Raw genomic sequence first — 15,811 nt, 5'->3', positions numbered from 1 at the left:
GGGACACGCCGTTTTAGCCTGTGGAGGCGCGGTGCAATCAGGCCGCCCGATGAAGCAGGAACCCGGTACTGCGCGAGCAGCTATCACCCAGTAATGGGAATCCCCCTCCTGTGACGCGAAGCGCTAAGGTGGGGGAGGATGTCAATTCGCTGTGTTGTGCATGTGTATTCCCAAGAGATCGGAGAGATGGTGGGGAAGGGCGTGAGCGCGGCGCTGCCCGATGAAGGCGGCCAGCGGGCACGCTGCCGCCCCTGACTGTCGCTGCCACCGTGCGCCCTGCCCCTTGCCGTGAAAAAGGGGCCAACAGGCTCCTGCGCCCTATATTACGGACCCGAGGCGGTCTGCTTCACCCCTTGTCGTTGCAAGTGGCGAACATTAAACGGGTTTCGTGCGCTGGCTCAAAGGCGGGCCGGGGCCATGGCGGCCCCGGCGGGGGAAAAGGTCAGGGGGAGGGGAAGTATTTGTGCTGGAGCTGCTGGAAGTCGCTGCTGGCCAGCACCTGGGTCAGGCCGAGCTGGAACTCCCTGACCAGGGCATCGTCCACCGGGTGGCTGAAGGCGAAGCAGTACTGCTCGGAGCTCAACATCCAGCGCACCTCGAACTGGGCGGGATCCAGCTGCTGGGTCTTGATGAGATCCAGCAGGGTGGATTTGTTGCTGGAGATCAGCTCGACCCGGCCCGAGGTGAGCATGCGCAGGGCCTGGGAGAGGCGGTTGGCGGTCATGATCTTCTGCTCGTCGAAGCCGGCGTTGAGCAGCAGTTGCTCCCCCACATCGGATCGCACGGCGCCTATGGTGTAGCGCTGGGCATCTTCCAGGCGGGTCAAGGTCAGGGGGCGACTGGCGAGCCCCATCAACACTATCTCGGCATAGCCGATGGGGCAGGCCCACTTGAACAGGGGATTGCGCGCCTCGGTGCGGGCGGTGGAGAAGAGCACCACATTGGGTTTCTGGGTCAGCAGGTAGTAACCCCTGGCCCAGGGGAGGATGCTGACGGGCTGGACAGGGGTGCCGGTCTTTTGCCACACCAGGTGCAGCAGGTCGATGGCAAAGCCGGTCGGGGCGCCATCCTCCCCGGTGAAGTTGTAGGGTTTGTACTCTTCGGTGAGGTAGTGCAGGCTGGCGAGCGCCGGGCTGGCCTGGGTCGCGGGAGTGCCCCAGACCATGGCCGCGAGGGCGGCGCAGGCGACCAGTCTGCGAAGGGGGACTGCAATGTCTATGTTCATCCTGACTGTCCTGCTGCCGAGTGCCCAGTTTCAAGTGTTGCCAAGTCACGGCGTTTCGCCACCCGGCGCAGACGTTATCCGCCGGGGGCCGTCATCATCTTGCCACTCACAACCGGGTCGGCGCCCCCTTTTTACCAGGCCGGGCGGGTGTGACCCAGGGGGGTGAACGCCTCATCCCTCAGCCCCACCAGCAGGGTGCTGCCATCCTCCTGCAGACGAAACTCGCCGTAGCGGGCCGACTCATACTGATCTCCCGTGCCCTCTTCGAAGAAGAAGGCGTCAGGCCCGATAAACCACTGGCCGTCGCGCTGGCGCACCTTGAGCAGACGCTCCCCCGGGCCCGGGGCCTCGGGCTTACCCCCTTCCACCCAGTGCACCACCTGATGTTCATCCAGGCGAACGACCAGGGTGTGGGGGCCGGCGGCGGCCTGGCGGCCCGCCAGCTGGCGGGCGAGGGCGTAGTTCAGGCGCATGTAGTCCCCCTGCATCAGGGAGCGGGGGTCGACCGGTGCCAGCTCGATCAGCACCACCTCCCCCTGGCTCATGGCGTGCTCGAAGCGCCAGACGGCGGCGTTGATGCCGGCGAGCAGGGCAAGACCGGTCAGCAAAAAGGCGAGGCGTCTCATGAGGGGCTCCCGTTGTGAAGGTGCTTGAGCCACTGACGGGTACCGAGCAGCAGGGCCCCCGAGGCGAGCAGCAGCCAGGACTTGGTCATCAGGGTCAGCCCCAGATCGTAGTAATAGAGGGAGCCAAAGCCGAGCAGCAGGAGGCCTGCCAGGGTCATCAGGGCCAGGCTGCCGGCGTAGAAGCCGAGCACCAGCACCAGGGCGCCAGCCCCCATGCCGGGAATGATGGCGCTGATCACCACCAGCGGCAGCCCGTAGCGCAGCGGCAGCCTGAGGCGAACCATGACCGCGAGCAGCAGGGCGGCGCAGAGCAGGGGATTGAGCCAGAGGGGCAGGCGGGAGCTGCCGAGCTCATTGAGCACGCTGGTGCCTCCCTCCCACAGGGGGTGGTGCAGCCGTCCCAGCACCAGCAGGGAGAGTGCCAGCCCCAGGGTGAGGGATTCATAGAGCAGATGGCGGGCGGGATCGCGCTCCGCCTGCAGCCAGCACAGGGCGACGGCGCCCATCACCAGCGGCAGGGCCAGCAGGTGCAGGCCGAGGCAGGCGAGGGCGAGGGTGAGCAGGATGGCGGCGGCGAAGCTGTGGAACAGCCTGATCAGCCAGTGCTCGAACAGGGCGGCCACCCCGAGGGAGAAGGCGGTCAGCCCGAACCAGAGCCACGCGACGTTCAGATCCAGCCTGTCCAGCAGGCCGTAGAGCAGCCAGGCATCTGCCGCCAGCGCCAGCGCCAGCACAAACTGATCCCAGAGATCGCTGCGGGTCGCCATGCGGTTGAGACCGAGGGCGGCGGCCATCAGCACCATCCCCATGGTGAGGGCGTTGTTGGGGTCGCGGGTCAGCTGCTCGAAGGCCATGAAGAGGAAGAAGAGCAGGAAGAGGGCGGCTATCCAGCCCACCATGCCGAGCAGAAAACGGCCCGACCAGTGGGGCTGTTCATCCCGGGGGGCATCCCCTTCCACAAGTTGGGCAGCACGCAGGCGCTCCCAGGGGGTGAGATCAGACATGCAGCCTCCGTTGTTGTTGCAGCCAGCGGCTGGCCATCGCCGACAGGCCGATGGCGATGAGGGCCAGCAGCAAAAAGCCGTTCATGTCCGGCTCCATCCACTTGCCAAGGGCCGCGAGGATCACGGCGATGAGGCTCAGGCACCCCATGGCGAGCCCGGCGATGAACCTGTGGTGCCAGCGCAGGTAGGCGGCGCCGAGCCAGGCGAGCCAGGCAGGCCAGACCCAGGGAGAGGCGGCATCGAACAGGGCCAGCAGGGTGAGCAGGGTGATGCCGAGCCCCGCGGCCAGCCCCGCGAGCCAGGAGGGCATCAGGGCGTAGCGGGCGGGCACCAGGATGAGCAGACCCCAGAGGGCGGCGTTGAGCAGGGTCAGGCACCAGCCGAGGGCCTCCTCGTTGAAGGAGAAGAAGAGATCGAGAAGGCCGAGCCGCCAGTAGAGCACCAGGGCGAGCTGACCGAGCAGCCAGGCCAGGGTCCAGAGCAGCGGGCTTCTGCCAAGGGCCGCCAGCGGCAGCAGCATCAGGGCCCAGGTGGCGAAGAGCTGCCAGGGGTCGGCGCCGGTCTGGTAGGTCTGGCCCACCAGGGCGAGCAGGGCGCCGAGGTTGAGGGCCAGGGCGAGCAGCAGGGCCTGGCGCGGGGTGTCACTCATGTGTTTGCGCCAGAGCACCAGGAGCATGGCGAGCAACGGCAGCTCCAGCAGGGCGAGACGTGAGAGGCGCCCCAGGGCCTGCCAGTTGAAGGCGACGAAGAAGACGAGGCCGGCGCCAAGGCAGAGGCAGCCGAGCCAGAGCAGCAGCCTGTCGAACAGCCACTGCCAGCGGGCAGGGCCGGGGGGCAGATCGCACAGGGCCAGGGCGGCAGGCAGCGAGGCCCGTGGCAGGCGGCCGCGCCTGACCCAGTCGAGCAGGGTCTGTCTTGAGGTGAGGTGCATGGGGGCTCCTGAAGCCGTGATGCCTGAAAGATAAGGCATTATGGCACGGCGCCGCGTCTCGGGGCAGGGGCGCCGTCGGCGTTGCGACACAGGTCGCGGCACGGGGCCATGTCTTTGCACTAAAAAGGCCCCCGCCGTGAGGAGGGGGCCTGAAGGACGTCCGGGGCGGCGGTGGCGATCAGTGCTCACGCTGATCTCCCGCCGGCTTCTATGGAAGTCAGGCGAAGATCAGGGTGGAGATGCCAAGCCCCGCAAAGAGGATGGCGCAGGCAATGCGGATCCCCTTGAGGGGGAGCTTGTCGGCCCCGAGCTTGCCGAGCAGCACCACGGGCACGTTGGCCAGCATCATGCCGAGGGTGGTACCGGTGATCACCTGGATCAGGGAGTCGTACTTGGCTGCCAGCAGCACGGTGGCTATCTGGGTCTTGTCACCGATCTCGGCGATGAAGAAGAGCACGAAGGTGGCCATGAAGGGGCCGTACTTGTCCAGGGAACTCTCTTCATCGTCCATCTTGTCCGGCACCAGGATCCAGGCGGCCATGGCGATGAAGGCGCCAGCGACCAACCAGGTCATCACCTTGGGATCCATCCAGCGACTAATGAATTCCCCTATCCAGGCGGCACCCGCGTGGTTGAGCAGGGTGGCAGCCAGCATGCCGGCGATGATGGGCCAGGGTTTGCGAAAACGACAGATGAGCAACAGGGCCAGCAGCTGTGTCTTGTCGCCGATCTCGGCGATGGCAACGCTGATGGTGGAGGTTAACAAGGCTTCCATAAAAATGACCGGGGGACGGAATTGTTATAAACCAAAGACAAGCCTGCGCCATCCGTCCCCGGTTTTGGCACTGGCCCGTCAAAGGTCTTGTCAAATCCGGCATTGCCCGGATCACCCTGACCATGGTGAGTTGGCACCAAGTATGTTGATCAGGATCGCGCACGGAACGGGTCCGTGGCGAGACTACTCCCCCTCGATGGGAGCGGGCATTCTAGGGAAAAACCCCCGGTGAGGCAAGGCGCGGGATGGGGAATTATCCCCCCACCAGCTTGACCTGAAAGCCGGCCTTCTCCAGTTCGGCCTTGATGAGGTCCCGTTTGTCCCCCTGGATCTCGATGACCCCCTCCTTGAGACCGCCGCCGGTACCGCACTTCTTCTTGAGCAGGGTGGCGAGGGCCTTCTGCTGGTCGGCGGGAACGCCGTGGATGCTGATGACCCCGGCCCCCTTGCGTCCCTTGGTCTCGCGGCGGATGCGCACGACCCCGTCGGCGGGGAAGGGGGAGGCGTGCTGGGCGGGGGCGGATTCCTTGATCATGCCGCCGTCCGTGCTGTAGACCAGGCGGCTGTTGTTGTCGTGACTCATGGCATTACTTTGTCGGTTAGCTAAGCGGAGTTTGATTTTACGCAAATAAATGTTGAGGGCACAGCTTATAATCCCCCCATTAAAAGCGAATTATTCTTGTTTAACTTCAGGAGCCCGTCATGGTACTCACAGAGCTGTCGCCGGGACAGAGCGCTCGCATCACGCACATGAACCACCTTGGCCGCGCCTTGCGGCGCAAGCTGATGGTGATGGGGCTGCTGCCCCAGACCGAGATCCTCTATCTGCGGGCCGCCCCCCTGGGGGACCCGCTCCAGATCCAGTGCCAGGGTATCTGCCTCTCCATGCAGCGGAGTCTGGCCCAGCAAATCGAGGTGGAGCCGGTATGAGCTACAACCTGGTCACAGTGGGCAATCCCAACAGCGGCAAGACCTCCCTGTTCAACGCCCTGACCGGCTCCCGCCAGCAGGTGGGGAACTGGAGCGGGGTCACCGTCGACAAGAAGATGGGGGCCTTTGCTGCCCGCGGGCAGAAATACACCCTGGTGGACCTGCCCGGCATCTATGCCCTGGCCAACCAGGAGGCGAGCCTGGACGAGCAGATCGCCAGTCGCTTCGTCCAGCGCCAGCAACCGGATCTGCTGCTCAACGTCATCGATGCCGCCAACCTGGAGCGCTCCCTCTACCTCACCCTGCAACTGCGGGAGCTGGGGCTGCCCATGGTGGTGGTGCTCAACAAGATGGATCTGCTGCAAAAGCGGCGCATCACCATCGACGAGGCCTTGCTCGCCAAGGCGCTGGGGTGCCCCGTGGTGTCGCTCTCGGCCCACAATCGCCAGCAGGTGGCGGCCTTCAAAGAGGGGATCCACCAGTTTATCGGCCAGTCCCAGCCCGCCCTCGTGCTCGACTACGGTCAGCCCCTCGAGGGGGATATCGCCGAGCTGGAGACTCTGCTCGCCCCCCATCATCTGCATCGCCGTGGCCGCGCCCTGCGCCTGCTGGAGGAAGACATCGCCATGCAGGAGACCCTGGCGGCGGGGCAGCAGGCGGCGGCCGACAACGTGGTGAGCCGCGCCCACCACGCCCAGGACATCGACCTGCAACTCGCTGATTTGCGCTACGGCCATATCCACCACTGGTGCCAGCAGGCGTGCCGTCATCAGGACAAGCTCACCGTCGCCCAGAGCGAACGGCTGGACAGGGTGCTGCTCAACCGCTGGGTGGGCATCCCCTTCTTCCTGCTGGTGATGTACCTGATGTTCATGTTCGCCATCAAGGTGGGCAGCGCCTTCATCGACTTTTTCGACATCCTCGGGGGAGCCCTGTTCGTGGACGGAGTGCACCACCTGCTGGGGCTGATGAGTGCCCCCGACTGGCTGGGGGCCGTGCTCGCGGACGGCGTGGGTGCCGGTTTGCAGACGGTGGCGACCTTCATCCCCGTGGTGGGCTGCCTCTTTCTCTTCCTCGCGGTGCTGGAGAGCTCCGGCTATCTGGCCCGCGCCGCCTTCGTGGTGGACGCCCTGATGCGTCGCCTCGGCCTGCCCGGCAAGGCCTTCGTCCCCATGCTGATGGGCTTTGGCTGCACCGTGCCCGCGGTGATGGCGACTCGCACCCTGGGGTCGGAGCGCGAGCGGCTGATGACCTCGGCCATGGCACCCTTCATGTCCTGCGGTGCCCGTCTGCCGGTCTACGCCCTGTTCGCGGTGGCCTTCTTCCCCGAGTCGGGGCAGAACCTGGTGTTCGGTCTCTATCTGTTCGGCATCCTGGTGGCGGTGCTCACCGGCCTCTTCCTGCGCAGCACCCTGCTGCCGGGCAAGAGCGACTCCATGGTGATGGAGATGCCCGATTACGAGTGGCCCCGTCCGGTGGACGTGGGGCTGCGCACCTGGCAGAAACTCAAGGGTTTCATCTTCGGCGCGGGCAAGACCATCGTCCTGATGGTGGCGGTGCTGAGCGTGCTCAACTCCCTCGGCACCGACGGCAGCTTCGGCAACCAGGATCAGGAGAACTCGGTGCTGAGCAAGCTGAGCCAGTCCGTGACCCCGGTGCTGCATCCCATCGGCGTGCGGGACGACAACTGGCAGGCCACGGTGGGCATCCTCACCGGCATCTTTGCCAAGGAGGCGGTGGTCGCTACCCTCAACAGCCTCTACGCCGGCGGCGCCGGTGATGAGGAGGAGAGTGAATACTCCCTGCTGGGCAGCCTGAAAGCGGCGCTGGCCACCATTCCCGCCAACCTGGCGGACATCGACCCCGCCGATCCCATGGGGCTCAAGGTGGGGGATCTGGAGGACAAGCAGGCGGCCGCCGAGGCCCAGGAGGTGGACACCTCCACCTACGGCAACATGCAGACCCACTTCGACGGCGTGGCCGGGGCCTTTGCCTACCTGCTGTTCGTGCTGCTCTACATGCCCTGCGCCGCCGCCATGGGGGCTCTGGTGCGAGAGACCGGTCGCCAGTGGGCCCTGTTCACCGCCGCCTGGTGCAACTACGTCGCCTTCCTGTGCGCCACCCTCTTCTATCAACTGGCGACCTTCGCCGCCCACCCGGCGCAGAGCCTTGCCTGGAGCCTGAGCTATCTGTTCTCCCTGGTGCTGCTCTGGTGGCTGGGGCGTCGTCACGGCGACATCGTCGCCCGCAAGGTGGTGACCCTGTGAAGGGGCTCATGGTCAGGGGCGAGTGCGCCGAGAGGGAGGGTATTCTGTGATCCTGCGTGAACTGGGGGACTATCTGGCCCTGCACAGGAAGGTGAGCCGGCGGGCGCTGGCCCGCCACTTCCACACCTCCGAGGATGCGGTAGAGGCCATGCTCGGGGTCTGGATGCGCAAGGGGCGCGTCGCCAAGCGGGAGAGCCGCCTGTGTAGCGGCTCCTGCTGCGGCAAGCACGAAGAGGTGACGTTCGAGTGGTGCGAGCCCGGCCAGATAGGGCTGGTCCAGAAGGGGTGATGCCTGCCCATATGCAAAAGGGAACCCGAGGGTTCCCTTTTTCGTGGCCGCCGGGTCCGGTCTTAGAAGAGGTCGCCCTCGTCCTTGGTGGGCTCCAGGCTCCAGCCGCTCGCCGCCGCGCTGTTGCCTATCTGACCCTTCTCCCGCCAGAGTTTGATCTTGAGGCGCAGGTTGTTCTGGGAGTCCGCGTTCTTCACCGCCTCCTCCTCGTCGATCACCCCCTCGACCACCAGATCGAACAGAGTGCTGTCGAAGGTCACCATGCCAAGGGCCCTGGATTTTTCCATGATCTCCTTGAGGCCGCCAAACTCGCCGCGCTTGATGAGATCGCGCACCGTGTGGGTTCCTAGCATTACCTCCACCGCCGCCCGGCGCCCGCCGTCCGTGGTCTTCACCAGCCGCTGGGAGACAAAGGCCTTGAGGTTGTTGCCAAGGTCGTTGAGCAGCTGGGGTCTGCGCTCTTCCGGGAAGAAGTTGATGATGCGATCCAGCGCCTGGTTGGCGTTGTTGGCGTGCAGGGTGGAGATGGCCAGATGCCCGGTCTCCGAGAAGGCGAGGGCATGCTCCATGGTCTCCCGATCGCGGATTTCACCGATGAGGATGACGTCCGGCGCCTGGCGCAGGGTGTTCTTCAGGGCCGCGTGGAAGCTGCGGGTATCCACCCCCACCTCCCGCTGGTTGATGATGCTCTTCTGGTGGCGATGGACGAACTCCACCGGATCCTCGATGGTGATGATGTGGCCGCCGCTGTTGCGGTTGCGATGATCGATGAGGGCCGCGAGCGACGTGGACTTGCCGGACCCCGTGCCGCCGACGAAGAGCACCAGACCCCGCTTCTCCATGATGGTGTCGAGGAGCACCGGAGGGAGTTTGAGATCCTCGAAGCGGGGGATCTCGGTCTTGATGTTGCGCGCCACCAGGGAGACTTCATTGCGCTGCTTGAAGATGTTGACCCGAAAACGGCCTATCTGGGGCAGGGAGATGGCGAGGTTCATCTCCAGCTCTTTCTCGAACTGCTGTTTCTGCTCGAGATCCATGATGTCGTAGGCGATGCGGGCCACCTCGCCCGGCCCCAGAGGCTCCTGGGTGAGGGGGCGCAGGGCGCCGTTGAACTTGGCGCAGGGGGGGGCGCCGGTGGAGAGATAGAGATCGGAACCGTCTTGTTTGGCCAGGATCTGCAGCATGTCTCTCAATTCCATGAGGGGCCTCGTCGCTCAAAGGGCTGGGGGATGATGAATGGCTTGAGTGTACAGCCTCAGGCGCCGGTCAGTTTTTCGCGGAACACAAAAAAGACCGCGCCCAGGATGCACAGACCCGCCCAGAGGTAGTCCCACTTCAGATCTTCTTTCAGATAGAAGATGGAGAAGGGAACGAACACGGTGAGGGTGATCACCTCCTGCAGGATCTTGAGCTGGCCGACGGAGAGCACGGTGTGGCCGATGCGGTTGGCGGGCACCTGCAACAGGTATTCGAACAGGGCTATCCCCCAGCTCACCAGGGCGGCGATGATCCAGGGTTTGTGATTCATGCTCTTGAGATGGGCGTACCAGGCAAACGTCATGAAGACGTTGCTGCAGATGAGCAGGCCGATACTGGTCATGATGGGGTTCATTAGGTTCTCCTTTTAAATCAATGCATTTTATCTCGACTCCATGGGTTTTCATAAGTGGTGCTTGAGGGTATTTTTAGCTCACAAGGATGTAACAAAAGAAGGCGAAAGCTGGATGGGCAAGACAAGCTGGGGTGCGCTTTGTCTGTTGTTTGCCTGCTGGGCGCAAGGTGCGCCGACCCTGACGGTGGCCACCGATGTCTGGCCGCCGTTTCGCATGCTGGCAGAGAACGACGACTTCCAGGGGCTGGATATCGACATTCTGCGCCAGTTGCAGGCACGCAGCGGCATTGTGCTCACCCTCAAACGGGTGCCCTGGGGACGGGCACTCAAACAGATGCAGACCGGTCAGGTGGATCTGATGATAGGGCTGGCTCACACCGAGGAGCGGGCCGCCTTCATCGACTACCTGCAGCCGTCCTATTACCAGTGCCGGCCTGCCTTCTATGGCAAGCCCGCCGCCGTGGCAGGTCTCAGGCGCTACGAGGATCTGCGAGGCCGCGAGATAGGCTATGTGCTCAACTCCGCCTACTTCCCCCCCTTCGATGGCGACACCCAGCTCGACAAGCACGGGGTCCCCACCGAAGACCAGTTGCAGCGCATGGTGGAGCGGGGCCACCTGCCCCTGATGATAGGGACCGACTGCCAGGTGGATTACGCCCTGAGCCAGCGCAACGACGCCGGCCTCGTCAAGGCGCCCTTCCAGCCCCCCAACCCGGTGGTGCTCTACCTCGGGATGAGCAAGCACTCACCCCACCATGAGCTGGGCCCCAAGCTGGCGCAGGCGTTGCAAGCCATGGTGGAGAGCGGCGAGATAGCGGCGCTGGCCAAGCCCTACCAGCCTTGACCTTGGGTGGTAACGCGCTGTTATCATGCAGCTTTCCTGCCTGCCCACCGGCGGGCCTCGCTTCTTGGGGATCCCGTGTATCTCGCTCTCATCCGTCGCCAGCAGCGCTGGCAGCGCCGCTGGCTGCTCCTGCTGTCGCTGCTGACCCTGGCCCTGTTCCTGCTCTCCCTCGCCCTCGGGGAGTTCGTGCTGCTGCCCTGGCAGCCGCTGGGAGATCTGGAGCTGCGCATCCTGCTGGAGCTGCGCCTGCCGCGCGCCCTGCTGGCTCTGCTGGCGGGGGCCTCCCTTGCCTGCGGTGGTGCCGTGCTCCAGGTGATGCTGCACAATCCGGTGGCGGAACCCGGCCTGCTCGGCGTCTCGAGCGGCGCTGGGCTGGCCGCCATGGTGGCGATGGCGGTGGCCAAGGGGCTCGGGCTCTATCTGCCGGGCTGGGGGCTGTCGCTGGCGGCCTTTGGCGGTGCCCTGGTGGTGACCATGCTGCTCATCCGTCTCGCACGCCGGGCATGGCTCGGCCATGGGCGGCTGCTGCTGTTCGGGGTCGCCATCGGCATCCTCACCAATGCGGCTATGACCTGGCTGATGTATTTCGCCGACGACGGCGCCTTGCGGGAATTCATGTTCTGGATGATGGGGAGCCTCGCCTACGGTAGCCAGCAGCTCGCCTGGTGGTGGCTGGTGCTGCCCCTCACCCTCGGCTGGCTCTGCTGGCAGGGGCGGGCACTGCAACAACTGCTGCTGGGAGAGACTCAGGCTCGCCTCATGGGGCTGAACGTGGACAGCATGCGGGTACGCCTGGTGCTGGCGGTCTGCCTGCTGACCGGGGTGGCGGTCTCCCTGTGCGGCGTCATCGGCTTCGTCGGCCTGGTAGTGCCTCACCTGCTGCGCCTGTGCGGTGGCAGCGATCAGCGCTTTCTGCTGCCCGCCTCGGCGCTGGGGGGCGGCGCCCTGCTGCTCGGGGCCGATCTGGTGGCCCGCTCGGCGCTGCACGCCGGTGAACTGCCCATCGGGGTCATCACCGCCTCGGTGGGCGCCCCGCTCTTTATCTATCTGCTGCTGAGGCAAGATGCCGATGTGTCCCGCTGATCCCGCCCCCTGGCGGCTGGAGGCCCGCGCCCTGGCCATCCCCCATCGCCTCGCCCCCCTGGATCTCGCCTGGCCCGGTGGTCAGCTGGTGGCCCTGCTCGGCCCCAATGGCAGTGGCAAGTCCTCCCTGCTCGGGGCCCTGGCGGGCCTGCTGCCCGCCGATGGCGCCGTCTTGCTGGGAGGAGAGGCCATCACGACCCTGAGCTGGCCCGAGCTTGCAACGCGGCGCGCCATGCTGCCCCAGCGCCAGCCCCAGCTGTTCCACATCCCGGTGTTCCAGGTGCTGAGCCTGGGGCTGGAGGAGGGGGCCCCCGATGCCCAGGCGCAGGCGGTGGCGGATGTGTGCGACGCCCTGGAACTGGCGCCCCTGCTTGCACGGGACTTCAGCCGATTGTCCGGGGGGGAGCAGCAGCGGGTGCTGATCGCCCGCACCCTGCTGCAACTGTGGCCAAGCCTCAATCCGATCGGGCGGGTGCTGCTGCTGGACGAACCCCTGGCGGGGCTGGATCTGCATCACCAGATGGCGCTGCTGCGGCTGCTCAAGCAACTGGCCGCGCAGGGATTGCTGGTGGTGGTGGCCATCCACGACATCAATCTGGCCATCGATTGGGCGGATCGCGTGCTCTGCCTGCAACAGGGCCGCGTGGTGGGGGAAGGGGACGTCGGGATCATCGACGAGGCGCTGCTGGAGCGGGTGTTCCAGATCCGCACCGATCGTATCGAGGCGGCCGGCCGCATCTGGTTTATGCCGAGTCTTTGAGGCGGTCTTCCCCCTCATCCCCAGCCCTTCTCCCATTCTTTTAAAACAAGTGGGAGAAGGGAGCCGTTCCGTCGACTACGGATACAGCATTGAAAACCGGCAGAGGCTGAGTGAAGCCAAGGGGGCGAGTGAATCACTGTGGACATGAAAAGAGCCAGGCATCCGTGATGCCTGGCTCTTTGAATTGGTAGAGAGAGCGTTGAGCGGTTGTTCAGGCTTTCTGCTTGTCCAGCCGCACCTGAGCGGCTTCTGCCAGCATGGCCAGCAGGGTTTCGGTGTCACTCCACGACAGACAGGCATCGGTGATGCTCTGGCCGAAGGTGGCGGCGCAGCCGTTCTCCACGTCCTGACGCCCTTCCACCAGGAAGCTCTCGGCCATGATGCCAGCGATGCCGGTGCGGCCGCGGCGCAGCTGATCGCAGATATCCTGGGCCACCAGCAGTTGGCGGCGGTGATCCTTCATGCTGTTGCCGTGGCTGAAGTCCACCACCAGGCGCTCCGGCAGGCCCACCTGGGCCAGAGCCTCGCACGCCTCGTCGATGCTGGCGGTGTCGTAGTTGGGCCTGTGGCCGCCGCGCAGGATCACGTGGCCGTAGGGGTTGCCGGCGGTGCGGTAGATGGTCATCTTGCCGTCCTTGTCCGGGGAGTAGAAGATGTGGCTGTGACGGGCGGCACGCACCGCATCGATGGCGATGCGGGTGTTGCCGTCGGTGCCGTTCTTGAACCCCACCGGGCAGGAGAGGGCGGAGGCCATCTCCCGGTGAACCTGGGACTCGGTGGTGCGCGCCCCGATGGCGCCCCAGGTGATGAGATCGCTGATGTACTGGCCGGTCACCATGTCGAGGAACTCGGTGGCGGTGGGCATGCCTGTCTCGTTGATGTCCACCAGCAGCTTGCGGGCCAGTTTCAGCCCTTCATTGACGTCGAAACTGCCGTCCAGGCGCGGATCATTGATGAGCCCCTTCCAGCCGACGATGGTACGCGGCTTTTCGAAGTAGGTGCGCATTACGATGCACAGGCTCTCTTTGTACTCTTCCCGCAAGGTGTTCAGACGCAGAGCGTATTCGTGGGCGGCGGCGGGATCGTGGATGGAGCAGGGGCCGACGATGACCAGCAGGCGCTGATCCTCACCGGACAGAATGGCTTCCACTTGGCGGCGGGCATCCAGCAGGTTCTGGGCGATGGTGTCGGTTAACGGGAAGGCGTGCGCCAGCTCGCTGGGGGTGATCAGGGCCTCCAGGCGACGGGTGCGCAATTCATCGGTGTGAATGGACATACGACTCAATTCTCGAGTGGATAAGGTGGGCGGGATGCCAAAATGCAAGGGAATAAAATAAAGCAAAAGTCACCCGATGGAAACCTTGGGCGGCTCTGATAGGATGTGAACCCAAAAGCCATTTCAAATGAGGTAGTTATCGTGGCAAAGCCAGGCGCGACCGGGATCACCCGCATCATCAACGCAACCGGTTACAGCATGAAAGGTCTCAAATCGGCCTGGATCAACGAGGCCGCCTTCCGCCAGGAGCTGCTGCTCATCCTGCTGCTGATGCCGCTGGCATTCTGGATAGGTGACTCCCTCAACGAGATCCTGCTGCTCGTCTGCATCAGCTGGCTGGTGGTGATCATCGAGGTGCTCAACTCCGCCGTGGAGGCGGTGGTGGATCGCATCGGCTCCGAGCATCACGAACTCTCGGGCCGCGCCAAGGATCTGGGCTCCGCCGCCGTCTTCATCGCTCTGGCCCTCAATGCCCTGGTGTGGGGCGCCCTGGTGGGCCGCAACCTGCTGGGCTGGTGGTAGGTTGCGAGAGCAACCTTTCTCCTGACATAAAAAAGCCCGTCATCACGACGGGCTTTTTGCTGCGCAGATAAGGGCTTATCAGTGCAGGATCCGGGCACGGATGGTGCCATTGATCTCTTTGAGACGGGCCAGGGCCTTCTCGCTGTGCTCGGTTTCTACGTCGATGACCACGTAACCGATCTCGCTGCTAGTTTGCAGGTACTGACCGGCGATGTTGATCCCCTCGTCGGCGAAGATCTGGTTGATCTGGTTCATCACGCCGGGCTGGTTGCGGTGAATGTGCAGCAGGCGGCTGGAGCCCTTGTGGCCGGGCAGGGAGACTTCCGGGAAGTTGACCGCGGAGAGGGTGGAGCCGTTGTCGGAGTATTTGACCAGCTTGTTGGCCACTTCCAGACCGATGTTTTCCTGGGCTTCCTGGGTGGAGCCGCCGATGTGGGGGGTCAGGATCACGTTGTCCAGGCCGCGCAGCGGGGTGAGGAACTCCTCGTTGTTGGACTTGGGCTCCACCGGGAAGACGTCGATGGCGGCGCCGGAGAGGTGGCCGCTCTTGATGACGTCGGCCAGGGCGTCGATGTCCACCACGGTGCCGCGGGAGGCGTTGATGAAGATGGCGCCCGGTTTCATCATGCGAAGTTGCTCTGCACCGATGAGATCCTTGGTGGAGGCGGTTTCCGGTACGTGCAGGCTGATGACGTCAGACATGTTGAGCAGTTCCACCAGGTTCGGCACCTGGATGGCGTTGCCAAGGGAGAGCTTGTTCTCGATATCGTAGTAATAGACCTTCATGCCGATCATCTCGGCGATGATGCCAAGCTGGGTGCCGATGTGGCCGTAGCCGATGATGCCGAGCTTCTTGCCGCGGGCTTCGACGCTGCGGTTGGCCAGCTTCTCCCAAACGCCGCGATGGCACTTGGCGTTCTTCTCGGGAATGCCGCGCAGCAGCAGCAGGATCTCCCCCAGTACCAGTTCGGCCACGGAGCGGGTGTTGGAGAAGGGGGCGTTGAAGACGGGGATGCCGCGCACGTGGGCGGCGTCGAGGGAGACCTGGTTGGTGCCGATGCAGAAGCAGCCGATGGCCACCAGCTTGGTGGCGGCATCCAGCACCTTCTCGGTGATCTGGGTGCGTGAACGCAGGCCCACGAAATGCACGTCACGAATGCGCTCGATCAACTCCTCTTCCGACAGGGACGTCTTCAGATATTCCACATTGGTGTAGCCGGCTGCCCGAAAGGTCTCCACCGTGTTGGGATGGACTCCCTCCAGCAGCAGTACCTTGATCTTATCCTTGTCCAGCGAAAACTTGACTGTCATGACGTTCCCTCTATTGTTTTGAAAAATGCGTTCAGGCTTGCAGTGTGAAGAAAACCGTAAAGTAGCAAAAACGTTTGGGAGAGGGAATATTTGTGACGAAAGTCAAATTCTTTGAAGTTATCAACGATTGTTGCAGATGTGCTGCTACAAGCCATTGAGGGATAAATAGAAACGGCGCCATCAGGCGCCGTTGTCATATCACGGGAGCAAAGAAGAGGGATCTGATGACCCCGATCGCCCTCCCGCCGTCACCCTTGCTGGGTCACGACGCCATCCGGCGTGCCGATCAGCACCACGTCGGCGCCACGGTGGGCGAACAGGCCGTTGGTGACCACGCCCACTATGCTGTTGAGCTG

17 protein-coding genes and 1 pseudogene are annotated in these 15,811 nt (G+C 64.3%); 7 read left to right on the top strand and 11 right to left on the bottom strand.

Features of this window, described 5'->3' with window-relative positions; translation table 11 throughout:
- Positions 1-442 precede the first annotated feature (442 nt).
- The 6 genes from J9892_RS21855 to J9892_RS21830 form a co-directional block, all read right to left on the bottom strand.
- On the bottom strand, positions 443-1,165 hold the full coding sequence (locus J9892_RS21855; RefSeq protein WP_042880787.1) for a transporter substrate-binding domain-containing protein: 723 nt from the start codon (positions 1,163-1,165) through the stop codon (positions 443-445).
- A 191-nt stretch (positions 1,166-1,356) separates the two neighbouring features.
- Entirely contained in the window at positions 1,357-1,851 is a 495-nt protein-coding gene (locus J9892_RS21850; protein ID WP_109422597.1) for a GDYXXLXY domain-containing protein, read from the bottom strand.
- On the bottom strand, positions 1,848-2,855 hold the full coding sequence (locus J9892_RS21845; protein ID WP_042014995.1) for a DUF4401 domain-containing protein: 1,008 nt from the start codon (positions 2,853-2,855) through the stop codon (positions 1,848-1,850). Before J9892_RS21845 ends, J9892_RS21850 begins: the two co-directional genes overlap by 4 nt.
- Complete coding sequence (locus tag J9892_RS21840) at positions 2,848-3,786, bottom strand: DUF2157 domain-containing protein (RefSeq protein WP_210538985.1); 939 nt, start codon at positions 3,784-3,786, stop codon at positions 2,848-2,850. The genes J9892_RS21845 and J9892_RS21840 overlap by 8 nt, the downstream gene beginning before the upstream one ends.
- Positions 3,787-4,003: 217 nt before the next feature.
- Positions 4,004-4,561, bottom strand: coding sequence for a TMEM165/GDT1 family protein (locus tag J9892_RS21835; RefSeq protein ID WP_010675206.1), 558 nt, complete (start codon positions 4,559-4,561; stop codon positions 4,004-4,006).
- A gap of 253 nt (positions 4,562-4,814) precedes the next feature.
- Positions 4,815-5,144 (bottom strand): translation initiation factor, encoded by a 330-nt coding sequence (locus tag J9892_RS21830; RefSeq protein WP_042864056.1) that lies wholly within the window; start codon positions 5,142-5,144, stop codon positions 4,815-4,817.
- Positions 5,145-5,263: 119 nt separating this feature from the next.
- On the opposite strand from J9892_RS21830, the gene J9892_RS21825 reads away from it, so the two are divergent.
- From J9892_RS21825 to J9892_RS21815, 3 genes are read left to right on the top strand one after another with little or no spacing between them, the layout of a single operon-like run.
- Positions 5,264-5,491, top strand: coding sequence for a FeoA family protein (locus J9892_RS21825; protein WP_010675204.1), 228 nt, complete (start codon positions 5,264-5,266; stop codon positions 5,489-5,491).
- Positions 5,488-7,758, top strand: coding sequence for a Fe(2+) transporter permease subunit FeoB (feoB, locus tag J9892_RS21820; RefSeq protein ID WP_210538983.1), 2,271 nt, complete (start codon positions 5,488-5,490; stop codon positions 7,756-7,758). The genes J9892_RS21825 and feoB overlap by 4 nt, the downstream gene beginning before the upstream one ends.
- A gap of 46 nt (positions 7,759-7,804) precedes the next feature.
- Positions 7,805-8,047, top strand: coding sequence for a FeoC-like transcriptional regulator (locus J9892_RS21815; protein ID WP_113977412.1), 243 nt, complete (start codon positions 7,805-7,807; stop codon positions 8,045-8,047).
- A 62-nt stretch (positions 8,048-8,109) separates the two neighbouring features.
- Here J9892_RS21815 and tapW read toward each other — a convergent pair whose 3' ends face one another.
- A complete protein-coding gene (gene tapW / locus J9892_RS21810) occupies positions 8,110-9,246 on the bottom strand; it encodes a type IVa pilus ATPase TapW (protein WP_029314740.1) in 1,137 nt (378 codons plus the stop codon).
- Between the two features lie 56 nt (positions 9,247-9,302).
- The gene (locus J9892_RS21805; protein ID WP_010675200.1) at positions 9,303-9,659 is read right to left on the bottom strand and encodes a DMT family protein; all 357 of its coding nucleotides are present in this window, start codon (positions 9,657-9,659) and stop codon (positions 9,303-9,305) included.
- A gap of 112 nt (positions 9,660-9,771) precedes the next feature.
- Between J9892_RS21805 and J9892_RS21800 the strand changes: the two genes are divergently transcribed.
- The 3 genes from J9892_RS21800 to J9892_RS21790 all read left to right on the top strand — a co-directional run bounded on the left by J9892_RS21800 (position 9,772) and on the right by J9892_RS21790 (position 12,346).
- Complete coding sequence (locus J9892_RS21800) at positions 9,772-10,503, top strand: transporter substrate-binding domain-containing protein (protein WP_069785238.1); 732 nt, start codon at positions 9,772-9,774, stop codon at positions 10,501-10,503.
- A 75-nt stretch (positions 10,504-10,578) separates the two neighbouring features.
- Positions 10,579-11,586: a vitamin B12 ABC transporter permease BtuC gene (gene btuC / locus J9892_RS21795; protein ID WP_104453101.1), complete on the top strand. Its 1,008-nt coding sequence runs from the start codon at positions 10,579-10,581 to the stop codon at positions 11,584-11,586.
- The gene (locus J9892_RS21790) at positions 11,573-12,346 is read left to right on the top strand and encodes an ATP-binding cassette domain-containing protein (protein WP_210538991.1); all 774 of its coding nucleotides are present in this window, start codon (positions 11,573-11,575) and stop codon (positions 12,344-12,346) included. Before btuC ends, J9892_RS21790 begins: the two co-directional genes overlap by 14 nt.
- 211 nt (positions 12,347-12,557) lie before the next feature.
- On the opposite strand, the gene J9892_RS21785 is transcribed toward J9892_RS21790, so the two are convergent.
- Complete coding sequence (locus J9892_RS21785; RefSeq protein WP_010675196.1) at positions 12,558-13,622, bottom strand: 3-deoxy-7-phosphoheptulonate synthase; 1,065 nt, start codon at positions 13,620-13,622, stop codon at positions 12,558-12,560.
- 141 nt (positions 13,623-13,763) lie between these two features.
- Here J9892_RS21785 and J9892_RS21780 point away from each other — a divergent pair, with 141 nt between their 5' ends.
- Entirely contained in the window at positions 13,764-14,144 is a 381-nt protein-coding gene (locus tag J9892_RS21780; RefSeq protein ID WP_010675195.1) for a diacylglycerol kinase, read from the top strand.
- Positions 14,145-14,222: 78 nt separating this feature from the next.
- On the opposite strand, the gene serA is transcribed toward J9892_RS21780, so the two are convergent.
- Both serA and J9892_RS21770 read right to left on the bottom strand, forming a co-directional pair.
- Entirely contained in the window at positions 14,223-15,455 is a 1,233-nt protein-coding gene (serA, locus tag J9892_RS21775; RefSeq protein WP_113977420.1) for a phosphoglycerate dehydrogenase, read from the bottom strand.
- Between the two features lie 248 nt (positions 15,456-15,703).
- Positions 15,704-15,811 (bottom strand): annotated as a pseudogene (locus J9892_RS21770) (ribose 5-phosphate isomerase A); the annotation flags it as partial.

The sequence above is a fragment of the Aeromonas sp. Prich7-2 genome (genome assembly GCF_017939255.1).
GTDB classification, from domain to species: domain Bacteria; phylum Pseudomonadota; class Gammaproteobacteria; order Enterobacterales; family Aeromonadaceae; genus Aeromonas; species Aeromonas caviae.
The sequence above is the reverse complement of the archived record's forward strand: the minus strand, read 5'-3'. Positions and strand labels throughout refer to the sequence as shown.